Origin of the sequence: Aneurinibacillus aneurinilyticus ATCC 12856 (assembly GCF_000466385.1) — a bacterium.
GTDB lineage: Bacteria > Bacillota > Bacilli > Aneurinibacillales > Aneurinibacillaceae > Aneurinibacillus > Aneurinibacillus aneurinilyticus.
The window spans coordinates 1-19090 of sequence record NZ_KE952854.1 but is presented as its reverse complement, the minus strand read 5'-3'; the positions used below and the strand labels follow the sequence as shown (position 1 = coordinate 19090).

19 protein-coding genes are annotated in these 19090 nt (G+C 38.4%); 17 read left to right on the top strand and 2 right to left on the bottom strand.

Annotation, left to right across the window (positions count from 1 at the left end; translation table 11 throughout):
- From HMPREF0083_RS26560 to HMPREF0083_RS18820, 5 genes are all read left to right on the top strand, one after another.
- Nucleotides 1-233 (top strand): helix-turn-helix domain-containing protein (locus HMPREF0083_RS26560; RefSeq protein WP_021623257.1); only part of this gene is annotated, 233 nt, incomplete at its 5' end.
- Nucleotides 224-391: a winged helix-turn-helix domain-containing protein gene (locus HMPREF0083_RS30205; RefSeq protein WP_021623256.1), complete on the top strand. Its 168-nt coding sequence runs from the start codon at nucleotides 224-226 to the stop codon at nucleotides 389-391. The genes HMPREF0083_RS26560 and HMPREF0083_RS30205, both read left to right, overlap by 10 nt.
- A 237-nt stretch (nucleotides 392-628) precedes the next feature.
- On the top strand, nucleotides 629-1045 hold the full coding sequence (locus HMPREF0083_RS18830) for a BlaI/MecI/CopY family transcriptional regulator (protein WP_021623255.1): 417 nt from the start codon (nucleotides 629-631) through the stop codon (nucleotides 1043-1045).
- Nucleotides 1045-1902: a M56 family metallopeptidase gene (locus HMPREF0083_RS18825; protein WP_021623254.1), complete on the top strand. Its 858-nt coding sequence runs from the start codon at nucleotides 1045-1047 to the stop codon at nucleotides 1900-1902. Before HMPREF0083_RS18830 ends, HMPREF0083_RS18825 begins: the two co-directional genes overlap by 1 nt.
- Before the next feature lie 61 nt (nucleotides 1903-1963).
- A complete protein-coding gene (locus HMPREF0083_RS18820; protein ID WP_021623253.1) occupies nucleotides 1964-2380 on the top strand; it encodes a DoxX family protein in 417 nt (138 codons plus the stop codon).
- A gap of 114 nt (nucleotides 2381-2494) precedes the next feature.
- On the opposite strand, the gene HMPREF0083_RS18815 is transcribed toward HMPREF0083_RS18820, so the two are convergent.
- Nucleotides 2495-4021, bottom strand: coding sequence for an FAD-dependent oxidoreductase (locus tag HMPREF0083_RS18815; RefSeq protein WP_412674520.1), 1527 nt, complete (start codon nucleotides 4019-4021; stop codon nucleotides 2495-2497).
- Between the two features lie 275 nt (nucleotides 4022-4296).
- Between HMPREF0083_RS18815 and HMPREF0083_RS18810 the strand changes: the two genes are divergently transcribed.
- Genes HMPREF0083_RS18810 through HMPREF0083_RS18800 form a run of 3 tightly spaced genes read left to right on the top strand, consistent with a single transcriptional unit; the run spans nucleotide 4297 to nucleotide 7908 of the window.
- Entirely contained in the window at nucleotides 4297-6591 is a 2295-nt protein-coding gene (locus HMPREF0083_RS18810) for a xanthine dehydrogenase family protein molybdopterin-binding subunit (protein ID WP_262360691.1), read from the top strand.
- Entirely contained in the window at nucleotides 6578-7420 is an 843-nt protein-coding gene (locus HMPREF0083_RS18805; protein ID WP_021623250.1) for an FAD binding domain-containing protein, read from the top strand. The genes HMPREF0083_RS18810 and HMPREF0083_RS18805 overlap by 14 nt, the downstream gene beginning before the upstream one ends.
- Complete coding sequence (locus HMPREF0083_RS18800; protein WP_021623249.1) at nucleotides 7414-7908, top strand: (2Fe-2S)-binding protein; 495 nt, start codon at nucleotides 7414-7416, stop codon at nucleotides 7906-7908. Before HMPREF0083_RS18805 ends, HMPREF0083_RS18800 begins: the two co-directional genes overlap by 7 nt.
- Before the next feature lie 9 nt (nucleotides 7909-7917).
- On the opposite strand, the gene HMPREF0083_RS18795 is transcribed toward HMPREF0083_RS18800, so the two are convergent.
- Entirely contained in the window at nucleotides 7918-8913 is a 996-nt protein-coding gene (locus HMPREF0083_RS18795; RefSeq protein ID WP_040303816.1) for an FUSC family protein, read from the bottom strand.
- A gap of 592 nt (nucleotides 8914-9505) precedes the next feature.
- Between HMPREF0083_RS18795 and HMPREF0083_RS18790 the strand changes: the two genes are divergently transcribed.
- The 9 genes from HMPREF0083_RS18790 to cas2 all read left to right on the top strand — a co-directional run bounded on the left by HMPREF0083_RS18790 (nucleotide 9506) and on the right by cas2 (nucleotide 18588).
- On the top strand, nucleotides 9506-10423 hold the full coding sequence (locus HMPREF0083_RS18790) for a helix-turn-helix transcriptional regulator (RefSeq protein WP_021623247.1): 918 nt from the start codon (nucleotides 9506-9508) through the stop codon (nucleotides 10421-10423).
- Nucleotides 10424-10481: 58 nt separating this feature from the next.
- Complete coding sequence (gene cas6, locus HMPREF0083_RS18785) at nucleotides 10482-11183, top strand: CRISPR-associated endoribonuclease Cas6 (protein WP_021623246.1); 702 nt, start codon at nucleotides 10482-10484, stop codon at nucleotides 11181-11183.
- Nucleotides 11183-12931, top strand: coding sequence for a type I-B CRISPR-associated protein Cas8b1/Cst1 (gene cas8a1, locus HMPREF0083_RS18780; RefSeq protein WP_021623245.1), 1749 nt, complete (start codon nucleotides 11183-11185; stop codon nucleotides 12929-12931). Before cas6 ends, cas8a1 begins: the two co-directional genes overlap by 1 nt.
- Nucleotides 12921-13814 (top strand): type I-B CRISPR-associated protein Cas7/Cst2/DevR, encoded by an 894-nt coding sequence (gene cas7i, locus HMPREF0083_RS18775; RefSeq protein WP_021623244.1) that lies wholly within the window; start codon nucleotides 12921-12923, stop codon nucleotides 13812-13814. The genes cas8a1 and cas7i overlap by 11 nt, the downstream gene beginning before the upstream one ends.
- Nucleotides 13811-14509 (top strand): type I-B CRISPR-associated protein Cas5b, encoded by a 699-nt coding sequence (gene cas5b / locus HMPREF0083_RS18770; RefSeq protein WP_021623243.1) that lies wholly within the window; start codon nucleotides 13811-13813, stop codon nucleotides 14507-14509. Before cas7i ends, cas5b begins: the two co-directional genes overlap by 4 nt.
- A gap of 52 nt (nucleotides 14510-14561) precedes the next feature.
- Nucleotides 14562-16784 carry a CRISPR-associated helicase/endonuclease Cas3 gene (locus HMPREF0083_RS18765; RefSeq protein ID WP_040303813.1) on the top strand — a complete coding sequence of 741 codons (2223 nt, stop codon included), beginning with the start codon at nucleotides 14562-14564 and terminating at the stop codon, nucleotides 16782-16784.
- A 61-nt stretch (nucleotides 16785-16845) separates the two neighbouring features.
- Nucleotides 16846-17337, top strand: a complete 492-nt coding sequence (cas4, locus tag HMPREF0083_RS18760; RefSeq protein WP_040303810.1) for a CRISPR-associated protein Cas4 — start codon at nucleotides 16846-16848, stop codon at nucleotides 17335-17337.
- Nucleotides 17337-18320, top strand: coding sequence for a type I-B CRISPR-associated endonuclease Cas1b (gene cas1b, locus HMPREF0083_RS18755; protein ID WP_021623240.1), 984 nt, complete (start codon nucleotides 17337-17339; stop codon nucleotides 18318-18320). Before cas4 ends, cas1b begins: the two co-directional genes overlap by 1 nt.
- 4 nt (nucleotides 18321-18324) lie before the next feature.
- Nucleotides 18325-18588 carry a CRISPR-associated endonuclease Cas2 gene (gene cas2, locus HMPREF0083_RS18750; protein ID WP_021623239.1) on the top strand — a complete coding sequence of 88 codons (264 nt, stop codon included), beginning with the start codon at nucleotides 18325-18327 and terminating at the stop codon, nucleotides 18586-18588.
- The last annotated feature ends 502 nt before the right edge of the window (nucleotides 18589-19090 follow it).

Below are 19090 nucleotides of genomic sequence, written 5' to 3'. Positions count from 1 at the left end.
GGCATCGCCATCGTGTCATGGCGGTTCGTCTGGTTATGGAAGGCCAGAAGGGCGTAAGCGTCGCTCGATTCCTGGGCCTTCATCGAGATCGTGTCTCTACTTATGTCAAAAACTTTACTACCGGTGGAATGGAGGGTCTTTGGGAACAAACACCTCCGCCAGGTAAACGCCCATATCTTACAGAAGAGGAACAACAGGAACTGAAGCGCATGATTGTGGAAGCATGCCCGTAGAAGAAGGACTTGGTCCGGAGTCTTGCTGGAATACATGCATTTTACAGTACGTGGTTGAAGACAAGTTCGCCGTTACCATGAGTCGAAGCGGGATTACAGATTTGCTTTATCGCCTACACTTGCATTACACACGGCCTACCTATATCGGCCAAGACTAATGAACAATACGCTAAATCGAATTGACTATGAGATTCTTAAACAAATACAAGAAAATAAGTAGTATTCTACAGTTGACTTACAAACTTTAACTTGATATAGTTTTAACAACTACGGCGCGTAGTGTAATGGGTGACTGAGCAGGTTACCTACTATTTATCAAATCAGATGTATATAGCAGGATTGCACATAAAGTTGGTCAACTGATCCTCTATAGTGCGCAGTGAAGGGTGAAGAAAATGAGTATCAAGAATTTTAAATACGATGAGGTAGGACTCAAACGTTTCTTCGGATCTTTGGAAGCTAAAATCATGGAACTTCTTTGGGAAGCAGACGAATTAAGTATAAAGGAAGTTCAACAGCATTTAGAAAAGGATAAGCCTGTCAATTTTAATACTGTTATGACCGTAATGAATCGATTGGTAGAAAAAGGAATTTTGGAAAAGAGAGTGCAAGGTAGACTTTCGCTATTTCAGCCTGTTCAATCAAAAGAGGAATTTATGGAAGAGCAGTCAAAAAAGTTAACAGAGAACCTGCTTGATGAATTTGGTGGTGTTGTGCTGAATCATATGATTGATTCATTGAAAGAAGCAGATCAAACCTTACTGGATAAATTAGAACAAAAAATTCAACAGTTAAAAAAGGAGAACCTCTGATGCGGTGGAAGCAAAAGTCTTTCCTCGTTATAGGATTGAGTCTTCTTATTGCGATTTTGGTATGGAGCCAGATAGGCATGTACCTGGTACATATCCTTTTTGGGGTCAGTATTCAAGTGAACTTTTTTAAGTTCTGCATTAGTTTGTTTAGGGAAGGTTCGTTTTACTACTTTTTAATTATCATTCTCTTGAACACATTAATTATTTATACCGTACTTATCACGCTGATCAGGATTGGACAGCAATATTTTCTGTACAGCAGATTTAGAAAAAAGATTTTCGCCTTAAGAAATATAGAAATAACCGGTAGCTTGATTCGAGCATTTCAACGTCAGAATCAAGACATTATAGTAATTAATCATGAGCAACTGCTAGCGTTTACGATGGGATTCAGAAGGCCTTGCATTGTTCTTTCTACCGGTTTAATCGAAATATTGGAGGACCATGAACTCGAAGCCGTCGTTGAGCATGAAACCTTTCATCAACAGAACTATGATTCCTTGAAGATTTTCACCTTGCAATTAATCTCGCAATCTCTTTGGTTTATTCCGTTGACCAAATGGTCTTATCGGAATTATAAAATCATCAGTGAATTATTGGCTGATGAGTACGCAATTCAAAAAATGGGTTCCGAACTTGGTTTGGGCAGTGCTTTGTTAAAGTTGATTAAAAACTGCTTTCATGCAAATGCTACGCCGGTCCTGGCCCACTTTTCTGACGAATCGGTAAACTATAGGTTGCAACAATTGGTGGATCCGAAGAGAACCATCCCGGTGAGGATGGACGCTATGTCTATCTTGATTTCCATTCATGTCATACTCATTTTTATGAGCATGATCATGTTAGCTGCCACTTAATTTTTTTTGTATTTTAACACTACATTGAGTAGTGAAACAAAGTGAAAAGGAGAAATAACGAATGAGAAACAATCATGAAATGGGAGCTCTTATTTTACGGGTAGTATTAGGAATAACGTTCTTTGTACACGGCCTGGCTAAATTTCAGGGTGGAATTGAAAAAACAGCAGGTTTTTTCCAGAGTATAGGTTTACCCGGCTTTATGGCCTATGGAGTAGGCATCATTGAATTAGTGGGAGGAATTGCTTTAATCATAGGTCTTGGAACGAGAATCATTTCCGCGTTATTTGCTGCCATTATGATTGGGGCTACAGTAAAAGTAAAATTAGCAGCTGGTTTTGTAGGCGGGTATGAGCTAGAGCTTGCTTTGATGGTGATGGCTTTGCATTTGACGTTAAATGGAAGTTCTTTGTTGTCTGTCGACTCTAAGTTGCCATTCATGAGAACTACAGCGACGGCTACAAGAGCGACTAACTAAGTTATTGTAAGGAATGGGTGTCAAAAGACGAGCGTACCCAGTGGGTTACATCCGACTTTCTTGTTCCAATCGCGAAATAATCCCCCATTTTCTATACTAAATGGGGGATTACTTCTATTCCGCTTCGATTCTTTTTAAAGGTATTTCTGCCGGTCCTTCGATTACATCGCCATGGATAGAGAATCTTGAACCGTGACAGGGGCAATCCCATGTCCGGTCCCCACTGTTCCACTCAATCTCACAGCCCATATGAGTACAAGTAGTGTTGATAATGTGCAGTGTTCCATTATCGTCCCTATAAGCACCTGCTCTTTGCCCATTTACAGTAACAACATCTCCATTACCATTAGCCAAATCCTCAGGTTTCTTATGAACAATTTCTAACTTTCCCTGGACTAAGTGCTTCGCAACATCGATATTTTGTGTTATAAAATTTTTAACACTCGGGTCCGCATTAAATCTGGATGGTGAGTAAAGTTCATGATAAGGATTATCTTTTTCCATAATGAGATCCCTTATTAATAAGGCAGCGACGGTACTGTTGGTCATTCCCCATTTTCTATATCCTGTCGCAACAAAGATATTTGGATGATTAGAAGTGATATGTCCTACATAAGGAATCTTATCCAAGGTGATTAAATCCTGGGCGGACCATCGATAAGGAATTTCTTTTATGCCAAACGTTTGCTCGGCAAAAGCTTCTAAGGCTTCATAGTGTTTAATTGTAGGTATTCCTTGGCCCGTTTTGTGACTTTCACCTCCAACAAGAACAAGCTTTTCCCCGTTCATCATTGTATAGCGGAGCGAGCGCGTTGGGTTATCAGCACTTAAATACATGCCGCCAGGGAAGTCTTTTTTTGTTTTAACACCAAGAACATAAGATCTTTCAGCATACATTTTTGCAAAATAAAAGCCGTATAAATCATGGAAAGGAAAATGAGAGCATACGATTACATGATTACACGTAACCTTATGTCCGTCTCTTGTAGTGATTTGTGGATGTTCTCCATTATCAATGTCTACTGCTGTTGTATTTTCATATATCGTACCGCCCGCATGGGTGATAAATTGCACAAGGTGGGTTAAATATTTAAGCGGGTGAAATTGTGCCTGGTTTTTCATAACAATAGAAGCCTTCATTTGCAAAGGAAGTGGAATGCTTGTCACATATTCGCTATTAATCCCGAGTTTTTCATATGCCTTGAATTCATTATTTATTTTGCTGATGGATTGATCGGAACTTGCGTATATATAAGCATCCTCCTCAGTAAAATCGCATTCAATTTTATTTTCCTTGACCGTGTTTTTTATAAAACGTAAGGCCTCATCGTTGGCTTTATAATAAAGCCTAGCTTTTTCTTCACCAAGATTATTTATGAGCTCATCATAAATAATATCATGTTGTGCAGTTATCTTGGCTGTGGTATGGCCGGTTGTACCGTTTAAGATATTGCTGGCGTCGAAAAGAGCGATTTTCACCCCTTCTTTTGCAAGTAAATAAGCGGTTGTAATGCCCGAAATTCCTCCGCCGATGATTGCTGTATCCACCTTGATATCTTCGGTAAGTTTGGGGAAGGAAGGAATTTTGACAGAATCTCTCCAGTAAGGTTCCGGAAATTGAGGCATTCTGCCGTTTAGCACATTGCTTTCAGTCATGAATTTTCCTCCTAATATTCATCTATATAACAAGTAATTTGCCCGAAAAATAGAAATTAATGTATTTGAACGTTTATGCTTTTTCCTGTACTAGCGTAATGGATTTTGTCATAAGAAATATTTTTAAAATGAATGTATCCGACAAAAAAATTAATAAAGTATAAAATGCTTAAATATAAATATGAATAAAATTTACAAGGATATATGGGGGCGTGAGTCACTTGGATATCATAGGGGAAAACGTTCCTAGGAAAGAAGCCTTGGAAAAAGTGACAGGGGCAGCCAAATATACAAATGATGATATACGACCTGGACTCTTACATGTAAAGATGACAACAAGCACCTACGCTCATGCAAACATCGTATCGATTGATACCTCGAAGGCGTGGAAAGTACCTGGCGTTCGAGCGATAGTAACAGGCAAGCAATTTCCTTTTCTTACCGGAACACCATTAGAAGATCGCCCTCCAATTGCAATTGATAAAGTTAGGTATTATGGCGAACCTGTTGCGGTTGTGGTGGCCGATTATGAATTTCAAGCAAAGAAGGCCGCTGAATTGATTAAAGTAGCGTATGAACCTTTACCAGTTGTAAATTCCGTTAGTGAAGCCATAAAAAGAACCGCGCCTTTAATCCATGAAAACTTAGGAAGGTATAAGCGTGTTGAGGAAGTTTATCCTGAGGATAATACCAATATAGCTAACCGTACAAAAATACGAAAAGGAGATATGCAAAAAGGCTGGATGAAGAGTGAGGTAATTGTCACAGCAAATGTTTCATTTCCCCAATCGGATCATGCTGCAATGGAAACACGATGCGCAAGGGCAGAAATTTTACCCGATGGGCGTGCAATTATTCATTCCGCTTCTCAATCCCCTTTTGTAATCAAAAAAGTAATCAGCCGTTATTTTCAAATTCATCCGGGGAAAGTGATTGTACATACACCTTTAGTCGGGGGGGCATTTGGCGGAAAAGTATCTATCCAACTGGAGTTTATCGCTTTTCTGGCTTCATATGCTGTGGGTGGCAGGATGGTTAAAATAGTAAACACCAGAGAAGAGGACTTTATAACGTCCCCTGTTCATATAGGGCTCGATGCCAGAGTCAAGCTCGGGTGTACAAAAAGCGGAGAGCTCATAGCTGCCGAAATTATATATTTATTTGACGGAGGTGCATATTCAGACAGGGCAGCCATCATTAGTAGGGCGGCAGCAGCAGATTGTACAGGTCCTTATAACATTGAAAATGTGTGGTGTGATTCATTATGCATATACACCAATCATCCGTATGCAACAGCCTTTAGAGGATTTGGACATTCAGAGCTTACCTTTGCTATAGAAAGGGCCATGGATTTGTTAGCAAATAAGCTCAATATGGATCCTCTGGAATTAAGACTAAAAAATGCTATAGCTCCAGGAAATACCTCGCCGACTCAAGTACCCCTTAACGTTAGCAATATAGGAGATTTATCAAAGTGTCTTGAGAAATTACGTGGGTTAATGAATTGGAATGAAGGTCAAAGAATTAAAATAGGAAATAACAAAGTAAAGGCAAAAGGGATAGGATGTTTTTGGAAAAATTCTAATACGCCTACGAATGCCGGTTCGGGAGCTGTTCTGACTTTTAATCCGGATGGTAGCATCAGCCTTAGCTGCGGGGTAGTGGAGATTGGTCAAGGAACGAAAACAGCACTCGCACAAATTGTAGCTGAGACGATGAAAATGGACATAAATCAAATTCATGTCAGGATGGAGGTCAATACAGAAACGAATCCTGAGCATTGGAAAACCGCTGCAAGCAGAAGTTTGTTTATGGCTGGTCGTGCTGTTCTGGCAGCGGCTGAAGACGCAATTAATCAATTGCGTGAGGTCGCCTCTATCGTCTTAAGGTGTGCGCCAGAGGAACTGGCAGTAGGTAGAGGGAGAGTGTTTTTAAAGAGTGAACCCAATATCGGTATTAGTATTCAGGAGATTGCCTATGGTTATACATATCCCAATGGAAATTCCATTGGAGGACAGGTAATAGGACGAGGCAGCTATATTCTGAAACATTTAACTAAGCTAAATCCTGAAACAGGGGCGGGAAATCCGGGTCCGGAGTGGACGGTAGGTGTGCAAGCGGTAGAAGTGGAGTTTGATATAAAGAATTATACGTACAGAATTATAAAGGCGGCTTCCGTTATCGATGCAGGAAAAGTGATAAATATGAAGGCAGCCTACGGACAGATAATGGGTGGAATGTGCCTGGGGTTAAGTTTTGCCAGCAGGGAAGCTTTTTCCTTTAGCAGTACAGGTGTCATCCAGAATACGCAATTACGAACTTATAAAATCATGCGTTTAGGGGAAAATCCAAAGTACATTATTGACTTCGTAGAAACGCCAAATATTGAGGGACCTTATGGATTGCGTGGACTTGGAGAGATGGGTGTCATCGGGATACCGGCGGCGCTGGCAAACAGTCTATCTCTCGCATCCGAAGTGGAGCTTAATCAATTACCGCTAACGCCTGAACTCATATGGAAGACAAAAAAGGGGGATCAAAGTGATCTCGTTTGATTTTGAATATTATAAGCCCACTTCCATCATAGAGGCGGTGAATTTATTTCAATATTTACATCAAAAAGGGAAAAAACCCATCTATTATGCTGGGGGTACGGAAATTATTACGAGGGCGCGGAGAAACGATTTATCGATGAAAGCAGTTATTGATATTAAAGCAATTCCGGAATGTACGGTCTTTCAGTTTCAGGACAATAAGCTTATCATAGGAGCCGTCATTACCTTGACACACCTTTCTGAAGTCAATGTATTTCCTTTGCTTAGCAGGACTTCCAGTGGAGCCGCAGATCATACTGCGCGGAATAAAATCACATTGGGAGGAAATATAAGCGGGAGAATTATTTATAGGGAAGCCGTACTGCCTTTTTTATTATCAAATAGCCAAGTGGTTATCGCCGGCCCTAAAGGAATAAAATATGCTTCTATTCATCAGGTGTTCAAGAAGACTTTACAGGTAGAAGCAGGGGAGTTCCTCGTTCAAGTCATAACAGATAAAAACTATATTAACTTACCTTATGTTGTTGCAAGAAAAACCAAAATTCAGAAGGTTGAGTATCCACTTGCCACGATTGCCGCGATAAAAAGGAAAGAGCAGATTAGAACAGCGTTTAGCGGGGTATGTTCTTTTCCCTTTCGTTCTTTGGAGATGGAGAAGGAGTTGAATGATAGGAGCGTTCCTTTGAGAGTAAGGATTGATCGTGCGATTAGCCATTTACCAGGCCCTCTGTTAAGCAATGTCGAGGGCACGGCTGAATACAGGAAGTTCGTTCTGGGGAATACGTTGGAAGATATTTTGGAAATATTGGAAGGGGAAAGAGGATGTTAACTGATGGAAGTCGAAGGCTGGTAATGGATATTCATGTTAATGGTGAAATAAGAAATGTAATCGTAAGAGCGGCAGATACTCTTTTGCACATTCTTCGTGAACAGCTTGGTTTAACTGGAGCGAAACCTGGTTGTGAAAATGGAGATTGCGGCGCCTGTACCGTGCTTGTAAACGGTTGGCCTATTAAGTCATGCATCATGCTTGCTGTCGAGGCTGTAGGGCACGAAATAACGACGATAGAAGGCCTTAAGGATACGCCGATTCAAAAGGCTTTCTTGAAGAAATGGGCCTTTCAATGTGGATATTGTACCCCTGGATTTATTATGAATTGTTATGCCTTAGCAAAAATTCATCCTGATGCAGATGATACAATGATCCAAGAGTGGCTTGGTTCAAATATTTGCAGATGCACCGGATATGAGGAAATAAATGAGGCTATAAAATCGGTGTTAGCGTCTAATCCTCATCTCGGTGCGAAACTCTTATAAGGTGCGATACTATTTGAAATCCTGAATGATTTGCAACGCATCGTTATACAGGCCAAGATGATACCTGTGATGTTCGAGCTCAGCTGGAAGTGTGAATGGGGCTGTCAATTTTTCCGAAATAAATACGTTGTCATTTATCCGTTCCTTCCAATTCTTGATATGTACAGCAATATATTGCAGATAATTCGACCATAGGATCTGATTTTCGCGAGTCATGTTCCCGCTGGAGGACCATTCCGTGAAAGTTTGGATCATTTTCGTCAAATGAGCATAGCCTTGACGAAGATGAAGCAATTGCTCATTATGCTGATTGAAGGCAGTTTGACTTTTTTGTGCAAAAATATTATATTTCAAATTCTTAGAGGCTTGATTCAATTCTGTGATAATTTGTATTAATTCCTCAAACAACTTCTTTGCATCATTCTGTAAATTATCTCCTCCCTTTGGAACACAGCCATATTCGATCCATTTTGCTACCATGGAAAACCGTTCGGATAAATCATCTGCAAACTTTTCCATGGAGTATAAGGCTTTCTTTGTTAAATCAGGCGGAAAAATAAGCAGATGAATGAAAATCGTGACGAGCGCGCCGATTAAGGTGTCTTTGATTCGATCCCATGCGTAAGCAGGTGACTGACTTTGAAGGGCTAAAACCAGTAACACGCTGATGATCATTTGTTTAATGACTTGTTCAGGCACTTTCATCCATTTCGCAATTCCGGCGGAAATTAGAATTAAGAGTCCTATGCTCCAACCTGTTATCTTTAGATAAGGAGCTATAAAAGCGGTTAGCAGCACACCGACAACCGTACCGAAAACTCGCTGGTATGTATACCGAACAGACTTATCCAGTGTCGGTTGTAAGCATAGGATTACCGTTAGTGGTGCTAAAAAAGGATGCTGAGAACCTGCCAGCTTGGCTAAATCCCAGGATATAGTGGAGGCAAGAGCCGTTTTCCAAACTATATTTGTTTGCTGTAAGTAATGGATGATACATCTTAACATTTTTAGTCCCTTCTTTAAAAACAAGTATGATTGAAATGAGCGCAAGTATTTGTGCGTAATTATTATGTGTTTCAGGCATTTAATTAAAACAGGCTTTTTCGGTATAACAAAGCCTGTTTTAATTATTCGAGTTTTTTCTTCCATGTTAAAAATAGAACGCCTGGTTTACTGCAAAAGGTAGGTTTTTGAGTAGCTTTTTGAGTGGTGAAACCTTTGATAAATGAAGGCTTTTGTCTGTTGTGATTTCGGGGGTTTTATTTGAACGTAGTAGGATATAAAGGTTATGAATCAATATGTTCACATTTTTACATTGTTTGTTTTTTATAAATATAACAAGGTATAACGCCTTAATGTGTAGTATAATGTAAACGTCTTACTTACTGTAGCAGGATATAAAATATTTTATTATTGTATGTTCAATTGATTTTTATCTGAACGTAGTGGTAAAAGTAATGCTTTTTTAATCCCTCTCTAAAGTATCTAGTACTGTAGAGAGGGATTTTAATTTGGTTTGTTTTTACAAAATTAGTATTGATGATTGAAATTTCATAATACATACTATAATAAAATATGGATAAAAAAGGTGAAGAGAATGTCAAAAGTCTCAAATTCCCTTCGTATTCTCTTGTTACTCTCTAAAAATGGAAAAATGTCAGGAGAGCAGTTGGCTGGATTGCTGGAATTAAGTGAAAGAAGTATCAGGAAGCACATAGAAGACTTATTAATGGCTGGTTTTGCTATACATACTATTAGAGGGAGAAACGGAGGCTACATCCTTGACGCAAATCCGTTGTGGAATAGCTTCTTAAAATCAAAAGAATTAGATAAATTAGCTGAGCTCGTTCGAAAGCAAAGGGCGATTGATCCAGAAGACCAAGTCGTACAACAAGTAGAAGTAAAACTGCAACAGCTATCAAATTTCGACCATACTTTTGTAATGTCCAGTTATAGTGTAAACACAGATTTTCACCATATTGATTTTATCAAAAAGCAATTAAAAGAATGTCTAAAAAAACAATTAAAATGCATTATTAATTATCACTCCGCATCCTCAGGCTCCACAACAAGAACTATTCACACTTATCATTTCGTTTATCACAATGCCCATGAGTACTGTGTTGCTTACTGTGAAAAGAGGCAGCGATTCTTAACTTTTAAATTAAGTCGAATTAGGAGCATTCTTATATCAGACCAACCGTTCTGCAAAGATATGTCCTTCTCGCTTGAGCAATTTCTTGGTGAAAATAGCTTATTTAGTGATAGTTACGATATTGAGATGCTAGTGAGGAGAGACATTTACGTGTGGTTTCGTGATACAAAATGGACAGCGAATCAAACGATTGAAGAATACAATGATGAGTATTACTTGTTTAAGGGCAGAATGTATAGGTTGTCTGATGTTAAACAATTTATTCTGCGATTCGGTTCAAATGTCGTTGTCTTAAGTCCAAAGAAGTTATGCGAGGAGATTCAACAGGAAATTAAAAAAATGCTAAAAATAAATTTATAACACATCATTAGTTCCAAAATTCCATGTTAGTATACAAAAGACAAAGGGGGAAGCTATTATGAGGTTGCATGTTAAATTATTTACCGAACGTTTTCCGCTTCAATACAGAATGATGATCGTGAGTTTAATTAAAGAGGCTTTAAAAGTATCTGATGAAGCTTATTTTCACAAGATTTATCATTCAAATCAAGCGAATCGGCCATTTTCTTTCGGTGTGTATGTACATGGTTACGAATTGGATGGAGCAGTTTTCCATGTTAAAGGTTATGTAGGGATAAACATTGCTAGCCCAGACCCAGAGTTTATGCTGCATTTCTATAATGGAATAATGGGGATAGAAGAATTTAAGTATAAAGGTTTCATTTTGAAGAGAATGAAGGTGCAAATGAGAAGCAATCCGCTTATTGACAGAGATTACGTGTATTTTAAGACATTGTCACCGTTACTTGTTCAAGACAAAAACAACAAACCTGTTCATCCTTATGAAGATTCTTTTAAGGAGGAGTTAAATTATATCTCTGATGCAGTGCTCCAGGGTTTTCGGGGATATGGGTTGATGCAGCCGCTTGAATTTACCGCAAAGAACATGAAGAAGGTTGTAATAAAAGAGAATATTCACAGCGATGACAAAACATTATTTTTTACGGGATACCAAGGAGTATTTGCGTTAAAAGGTCATCCAGAAGATTTAAAGGTATTATCAGAATTCGGTATTGGTTTTCGTTCTAGCCAAGGTTTTGGTGCTGTGGAGGTGATGTAATGGTTCTGACCATGGAATCTATCCCTATAGCTGCGGACGAATGGATTGTAGCTCAGGGGTTAGTTGGATATTATCGTCTTTTAAAGCATGCTGGAATTAAAGTGAAGCTTACTGATGAAGGGTTACTATTTGATCCGGAGCATTTAGAGAACTTTGAACATCATTATTTTCAATTTTTCTTGGATCGATACAGTGTGGCCAAGCGTGATGAACGTACAATTCGTAGAGAGTTTGCCAAGTTGAAACAGGCAAGCAAACTTGATGGTAAAGAAGCCAAAGGAAAGATACAAATGGCAAAAAAGACTCTTGACGAAAGGATAAAGCTGACAGCACTGGATAAAGTCGAAAAGAAGTTTACCGAAACTGCAGCAACTAATCGCTTAGTGAAAGCAGCAAAGGCCATTCGCAACCAAAAGGCATACACTGCGGAAATGGATGAATGGATCGAGGAATATATTACGGCACTCGAAGAGCAGGAGATTGATCATAAGCTCACTTTAAATTATGTAAAAGCTAAGGTTTTAGGTGCGTATTTTGGACAAGTTAGTTTTTTAAATGTACTGCATACAGCAAAAACATTAGAAGAGCAGAAGACTATTTTTCGTAAAGAATATATTGAGCCCTTACTATTAGATTTAGAACTTCAGAAAGTGATGTTGGAAGCAACATCGGCACAGGAGGTTTTGCAATATCTTGAATCAAGCGTTCATGGTAAAGCGAAGGATTTAAAAAAGAAATTCAAAAACATGAATATAGATGAGATTCGAGAGTGTATTTCAACTAAAGTTAATCGTTGCAGCTTTTTTGAGACACAATGGGCATTTGAACAGTATTCTGAATCACACTTTTCCCCTCTATCAATGAGTGCACCAAAAGCGCTGAACTTCTATTGGGGAGCAAATAACACGTTAACTACCCCTATTAGCAAGCTAGCAAAACTGATTTTGTTTTGTGCACCTGCAGGTGCTTCAATAGTTGGTGAAACATCATTATTCGTCCAATTAGAAGGAAGGTTTGAACAGCTGATTCGTGCAAATGACGTATACGAGATCGGTCGGAGCAAAGAGAAAGCATTTGATGAAATTTTGTTTGATTTGGTTGCTGAACAGCGTACCAAAGCGCAGCAGGTTAGCCAAAGTTATTTAATTTTAGAGTATTCATCAGATTACAATGCAAAAAAGACGGATTTACAGTATCTACATTTAACGCCAGGTCTATGTAACTTGTTTAATTCAGATATTTACCAACGATGGTTCTTACAGTTAAATTACAGGCTACGAAATCAACTTGTTCGCTCTTTCCTACTTTATCAAGATCCGAAAGCACTTATTCAGTCGCATTTACGGATGAAGTTAAAAGAGAATTATATAGGTAACGACATGGTATATGCATGTTTGTTGAGGCATTACTTTTTGCTCTATACAAAGAAAGGGGAGAAGATCATGGCAACTGATTTAGAAATTGGCAGAAAGAGAATTTGGAATGCCTATTATGCCGGTTTAGATATGAAGAAGAAGCTGGATGAGGGAAAAGCACGTTCTATTGCCTATCGTTTATTAAATGCAGTACGGGCAAATGATAAAAATATGTTTTTAGATACTACAATGCGTATGTATATGTCATTACAAGAAGCACTTCCACCAGTCATCATAAATGTGCTGGATGAGTCAAAAATTGATTTTCCATCTATTGCAGATTCTTTTATTGCAGGTCTAATTTCTACAGAGGAGGAGAAAAATGAAAAATAAGGCGCTAACTCTAACATTTATTTTTAAAGCAAGTTCACTTAATTACGGTGAGGGAACTGCCAATATATCTGAGCTAAAAAAATTCCATCGTGGAGACGGTGAGGTATACTCTTTCGCTTCTCGCCAGTCTATTCGTTATGACATGGTTCGATTAGGAAATGAATTTTTTAACTGGAATTTAAACGTTGTTGATAAAAGTAAAGGTGTTGTGCAATTTAAAGAAGATTGTACGATTGAAGATTCCGTAGAAATGGATTTGTTTGGCTATATGAAAACAAAGGCGAAGGCAGGAGCAGATAAGCGCTCTGCAGTTGCCCGTCTTAGTCATGCTGTTTCGCTAGAACCGTATCGTAGTGACCTTGAATTTCTAAATAACATGGGGCTTGCAACACGTATTAATGAGAATTCGAACTTAGCTACTTTGGAACAGCACGAAAGCTTGTATACCTACACATTAACAATTGATTTATCACATGTGGGTGTTGACGGAGCAATTGAATTATCAGAATTAGAGAAGGCAAATCGGGTAAAGCAGCTTGTTGAAATTACCAAGTATTTAAATCGTGAAATTCGCGGACGTCAAGAGAACCTGGCTCCTCTATTTGTCATCGGCGGTTTGTACCCGATTGCCAATCCTTTCTTCCTTGGCCGAGTCGCTTTACAGGACTTTAATGCTCGCTTATTAAATGTTAAACAAATAGAATCTGTATTGAAACAAACTGCTCTTGGGCATGATGTACGTGTATGTACGAAAATTGGACTTGTAGATGGAACTTTTGCAAACGAAAACGAAATTACTGAATTAGCGGATACAGTTTCGATTGAAGAGTTTTATCAGTATATTCTGCAAGAAATCGATGCTTACTACAAGGTGTTAGTATGAGGGTGCTTCGATTAAAGCTTTTTCAAGAAACAGCTTGTTATACAAAACCGTTTGCGAACAAAATAGCAGAAACATATCCGTTGCCTCCTTATTCAACGGTCAAAGGGATGATTCATCAGCTGTTGCAAGCAAATGAGCTGCTTCCCCTTCGCTTTTCCGTCCAAGGAAGCTATGAAACAAAAATGATAGATTATCGGAAAAGCTATATGGTGAAAAAGAGATCAGTTTCTATGCCCATTATTTTTGATGGCTTAGCAATTGAAGCACCGGTCCAAGCAGAAATGACATCGATGCCTCTCTACACACACATGTTGTTTCATGTAGAGCTTGTTATTCATATTGCTGGAGAAGAATCGTTACTCCAAAGAATTTATGACGCACTGATCCATTTGGATGTACATCTATCATTAGGCCGACATGAGGATATTGTACGTATAGATGAAGTGATGTTTGTGTCATTACAAGAATGTGAAGAGTTTGAATCTAAGCATGCCATCTATGCTCCGAAGCATTATTATGAAACAGACTTACCGCAAGGAATTCCGTATCGTCTTAATTGGACATACAATATTGTAAATGGAATCCGAGAGTGGACTAAAATTCCTGTTGTTTATGTAAGTGGAAATTCTTCACATGGAATGGATGAAAAGCCTTTTCATACAGATAGGGACTATATTGTTCTCTGGAACGAGTAAAAATGGGCCGTATTCTTGTTAGGATACGGCTCTACTAAGAGGTGATGATCCCATATTTCTAGCAAAATCAAATCCAAAAGAAACCTTACGAGAGCATACTGAAGAGTTACGTTGTCGCTATGAAATTTTAAAAAAATCATATGGAAGTTATTTTGACGAAAGGATTTGGATATTACTACGTTATGCAGTGGACTATCATGATGCAGGGAAAGCACACGAACCGTTTCAGTTAAAGATTCTCAAGGCACTAGGGGAAGAGGTAACTCTTATGAAGGATTTGGAAGTACCTCATAATTATTTATCTCCCTTTTTGCTCCCGGAGGCTGTTTTTGCTTTACCGAAGCAGGATTATCAGGCTCTTATTCAAGCAATTGCCTTTCATCATGAACGTAACGTGGAACCTGATAGCCAACTGATTAAGAAAGCCCTTTACGAGGATCTCTGGCCGAAGTTAACTGACATTAACGAACATTTAGCGACTGAAGGGGCAAACTTAGAAGAACGCTTTAACCGCATATTGAAACAGATGAAAAAGAGAATTAAGTATAGTGATCATAAAACAAACTACGTTGATTATGTTCTTCTAAAAGGCTTGCTTCACCGTTTAGATCATGCAGCTTCAGCCCATGTTCCAATTGAAGTGGATGCTGAGCAGGATTTTAAGCAGCTTGTGGACCAAGGCTTTGCTAAAATTGCCTCCGATAAAGGTGTGCCAGTTGAACAGGTATATCGTGAGTTGCAAAAATATGCCCATAAGCATCGTAAAGAAAACGTAATTATTATCGCGCAAACAGGAATGGGGAAGACCGAAGCTGCTTTGCTTTGGGCAAGCAACAGTAAAACGTTTTTTACGCTACCGTTACGTGTTAGTATTAATGCTTTATTTGATCGGATATACAGCAAGATGAATTACAAAAATGTTGGTTTGTTGCATTCATCGTCTATGGATTATTTAACCGAAAACTTAGAGGAAGATTGGGAAGTTGTATCGGAGCAATCTCGCCATTTTGCAAGTAAACTATTGTTTACAACCATAGATCAAATTCTAAAATTCCCGTTTCTTTATCGAGAATATGAAAAGGAATTAGCAACAATGGCTTATTCATCATTAGTAATCGATGAGATTCAAGCATACGATCCGAAAATTGCTGCTGTGTTAATTCGAGCGCTGGAGATGATTTATTTAGTTGGCGGCCGTTTTTTGTTAATGACTGCAACCCTGCCAAGCATTTACTTAGAAACATTGAGAGAAAGCGGGATCATTCCGCCAGAGGCTTTTCAAGTAAAAACTTTTGTGGATGACACTGTCATTCGTCATCGTATCGAGTTAGTTGAAAAGTCGATTGTGGATGATGTAGAAGAAATGATTAGGTTAGCCGAAACGAAGAAGGTACTGGTCATTGCGAATACAGTAAAACAGGCCATGGAATTGTATGGAAGGATAAAAGAGAAAACGGAGAAGGTTCGTGTCTTTCATTCTATGTATATTCAAAAGCATCGAGCCATAATCGAGAAAGAATTATTGGCATTTGATGAAAATGAACAAGCGACAGGAATTTGGGTAACAACACAGCTTGTGGAAGCATCTATAGATATTGATTTTGATGTATTGTTTACAGAAGCTGCAACATTAGATAGCTTATGCCAACGTTTTGGACGTTGCTACCGTAGACGGCAATATAAAAAGACAGTACCTAACATATTTATTTATACAGTCGAACCGAGTGGTACAGGCTATATTTATGATAAAGAAATTTTAGAGCGTTCCATTACTTTATTAAAATCCTTTAGCGGAGAAATCTTACCTGAGTCAGAGAAGGTAAGGCTTGTTAGCGAGCTGTATAAACGAGATAACTTAAAGGGTACCGAGTTTTTGAAGAAGTTTGATGGTGCGTTAGAGCAGTTGAATACATTTGATGACTACACACTTTCCAATAAAGATGCGCAAAGGTTGTTGCGGGATATTCAAGCTGAACTTGTTATTCCTTGCGATGTGTATGATAACCATAGCTGCTTGTTTGAGCAATTGGAGCAGGCAGACAAGGAGAAGAGAACTGAGCTCCGTCGGAAAATTACAAGGCTTACGGTCAGTTTGCGAAAAACTGCTGCGAGAGGACGAACGAGAAAGCTACCGCATAAAGGAAAGAAACAAAACGGAGAAGAATATGATTTGTTACCATGGATCCAAATTCTTGATTTAAAGTATGAATTTAATGAGGTTTCAAAAACAGGAGCAGGTGTTTTGCTTGATCAGGAAATAGACAATCAAATCTAATAACCTAGTTTATATGACCGGAGTGGAATGTTGTATAACAAAATGAAAATGGGGTGTTTAGGTGAATGGAACCTACGTTCATTATTATTTTGTTTGCCATCGCAAGCTCTGGTTATTTGTGCATCAAATTCGTTTAGAAAAAGAGAGCGAACGGGTTATGGAAGGGAAAATCCTTCATGACTCTGCTTATCAACGCATGGAGCATCGCGAGCTTGATATCGAGAGTGCAGGTAAAATTGATGGCATTCAGGGTGAATACGTACGCGAGATTAAGCTGACAAGCAAGATGAAAGAAGCGGATCGTTGGCAATTGCTGTATTACCTGTCTGAGTTGAAGAAACGCGGGATTATAAAGAAGGGATTATTGAGCTACACGAAGGAAAAAAGAACGGAAGAAATTATATTAAGAGAAGAGGATGAACGAGAGTTGATAAATATTAAAAATCGTATCCATGCCATTATTGCACAAGAGCTGTCTCCAAAGCTTGTGAAGAAGTCAATCTGTTCATCATGTGCATATTACGATTTTTGTTTCTCTGGGGAGAGAGATTGATGCTGCGAGATTTCTATATTTTTTCAAATGGTAGAATGAAACGAAAAGATAATACCTTCTATTTTGTTAATGAAGAGGAAAAGAAGAAATCGTTACCTGTTGAACAGATTAATAATTTGTACGTATTTGGACAAGTCGATTTAAATACCACATTATTAACCTTTTTAAGTCAGCACCAAATCCAGGTACATTTCTTTAATTACTACGGATTTTACAGCGGGAGTTTTATGTCGCGTGAAAGCAATTTGTCGGGCTTTACCTTGGTACAGCAAAGCGCTCATTATTTAGATAAAGACAAGCGTTTAATGTTAGCTAAATCATTTGTTTCGGCTGCCACATTTCATATGGTCAGGACTTTAAAAGGATACAAACAAATCACAAAAGAAGCTCTAGATCCAATTATGCTGCTTATTCCACAAATATTCGAAGCGAACAGCATTTCCCAACTCATGGGGACAGAGGGGATGATCCGTCAACATTATTACTCTTTATTCAAATATATTCTTCCATCGGAATTTGCGTTTAATAAACGTTCGAAACAGCCACCTCATGATGAAATAAACGCTTTAATCTCGTTTGGAAATAGCCTATGCTATACAACGGTCTTATCCGAGATTTATAAAACACAATTGAATCCGACTGTCAGCTATTTACACGAACCGTCATCGAAGCGCTTTTCATTAAGCTTGGATATTGCGGAAATTTTTAAGCCGCTTATTGTAGATACATTAATATTCTCCTTAATTAACAAAAAAATGATAAATCTAAAACACTTTGAAACAATTGATGAAATGGTTTTGTTAAACGAACAGGGACGGCGAAAGTTTCTGCAAGCATGGGATGAAAAGATTGGTCAAACCGTCATGCACCGTCGTCTTAAGCGTAAGGTATCATATCGGTATTTTATCCGACTAGAATGTTACAAACTTATTAAACATGTGATTGGCGACGAAATGTATAAACCCCTGAGAGCATGGTGGTGAAAAAATGTATGTAATCATTACTTACGATGTCGGTGAGAAAAGAGTAGGGAAAGTATGCAGGAAATTAAAGGAATATTTAACTTGGACGCAAAACTCTGTATTTGAAGGAGAAATCTCCAAAACACAGCTCCTAAAGTGCCTAGCAGAACTGGAGCGTATTATCATATCAAACGAAGATTCCGTTTACTTCTACGAAGTGAACAATCCGCGCCACATTAAGAAAAAGGTAATGGGGGTGGAAAAAAGCTTTGAGGAGTTATTTCTTTAAGGTAAATTTCATGATATGTTTAAAAGTGTTTAAGAAGGTATTCTTGTATACGATAATAATTATAGTGCAGCGGATCGTTATGTGGAAAAAATCGCAAGAAACCTTGTGTAGCAAGGGATTGGTACCATTTCTGAAAACGATTATGAAACAAGACTGGAGGTTCACTGCAAAATAAGGGTAACGTCGTACTTAGTTTTTGTTGATGTACTGCGGGATTGAAGCGTTTTTTAATAGAGGGTTTTATCTGAACGTAGTGGGATATAAAGTTCAAATGCGTTTATTCTCCTTGTATTCAAAAAGGCGTTTTATCTGAACGTAGTGGGATATAAAGTTGTTCCGTACCACTTATACACATACAAAAACAAAGTTTTATCTGAACGTAGTGGGATATAAAGTTGATTAAATGACAAGTAAACTCTGTTCCATCTTCAGTTTTATTTGAACGCAGCGGGATATAAAGTGTTAATTTGGTCATTGACCAACGCTTTAATATCATGTTTTA

Bases quoted from the DNA above. Each gene is read 5' to 3' on its own strand.
- HMPREF0083_RS30205 (WP_021623256.1), top strand. From the start codon at position 224: ATGCCCGTAGAAGAAGGACTTGGTCCGGAGTCTTGCTGGAATACATGC.
- HMPREF0083_RS18830 (WP_021623255.1), top strand. From the start codon at position 629: ATGAGTATCAAGAATTTTAAATACGATGAGGTAGGACTCAAACGTTTC.
- HMPREF0083_RS18825 (WP_021623254.1), top strand. From the start codon at position 1,045: ATGCGGTGGAAGCAAAAGTCTTTCCTCGTTATAGGATTGAGTCTTCTT.
- HMPREF0083_RS18820 (WP_021623253.1), top strand. From the start codon at position 1,964: ATGAGAAACAATCATGAAATGGGAGCTCTTATTTTACGGGTAGTATTA.
- HMPREF0083_RS18800 (WP_021623249.1), top strand. From the start codon at position 7,414: ATGTTAACTGATGGAAGTCGAAGGCTGGTAATGGATATTCATGTTAAT.
- HMPREF0083_RS18795 (WP_040303816.1), bottom strand. From the start codon at position 8,913: ATGTTAAGATGTATCATCCATTACTTACAGCAAACAAATATAGTTTGG.
- HMPREF0083_RS18790 (WP_021623247.1), top strand. From the start codon at position 9,506: ATGTCAAAAGTCTCAAATTCCCTTCGTATTCTCTTGTTACTCTCTAAA.
- cas6 (WP_021623246.1), top strand. From the start codon at position 10,482: ATGAGGTTGCATGTTAAATTATTTACCGAACGTTTTCCGCTTCAATAC.
- cas8a1 (WP_021623245.1), top strand. From the start codon at position 11,183: ATGGTTCTGACCATGGAATCTATCCCTATAGCTGCGGACGAATGGATT.
- cas7i (WP_021623244.1), top strand. From the start codon at position 12,921: ATGAAAAATAAGGCGCTAACTCTAACATTTATTTTTAAAGCAAGTTCA.
- cas5b (WP_021623243.1), top strand. From the start codon at position 13,811: ATGAGGGTGCTTCGATTAAAGCTTTTTCAAGAAACAGCTTGTTATACA.
- cas1b (WP_021623240.1), top strand. From the start codon at position 17,337: ATGCTGCGAGATTTCTATATTTTTTCAAATGGTAGAATGAAACGAAAA.
- cas2 (WP_021623239.1), top strand. From the start codon at position 18,325: ATGTATGTAATCATTACTTACGATGTCGGTGAGAAAAGAGTAGGGAAA.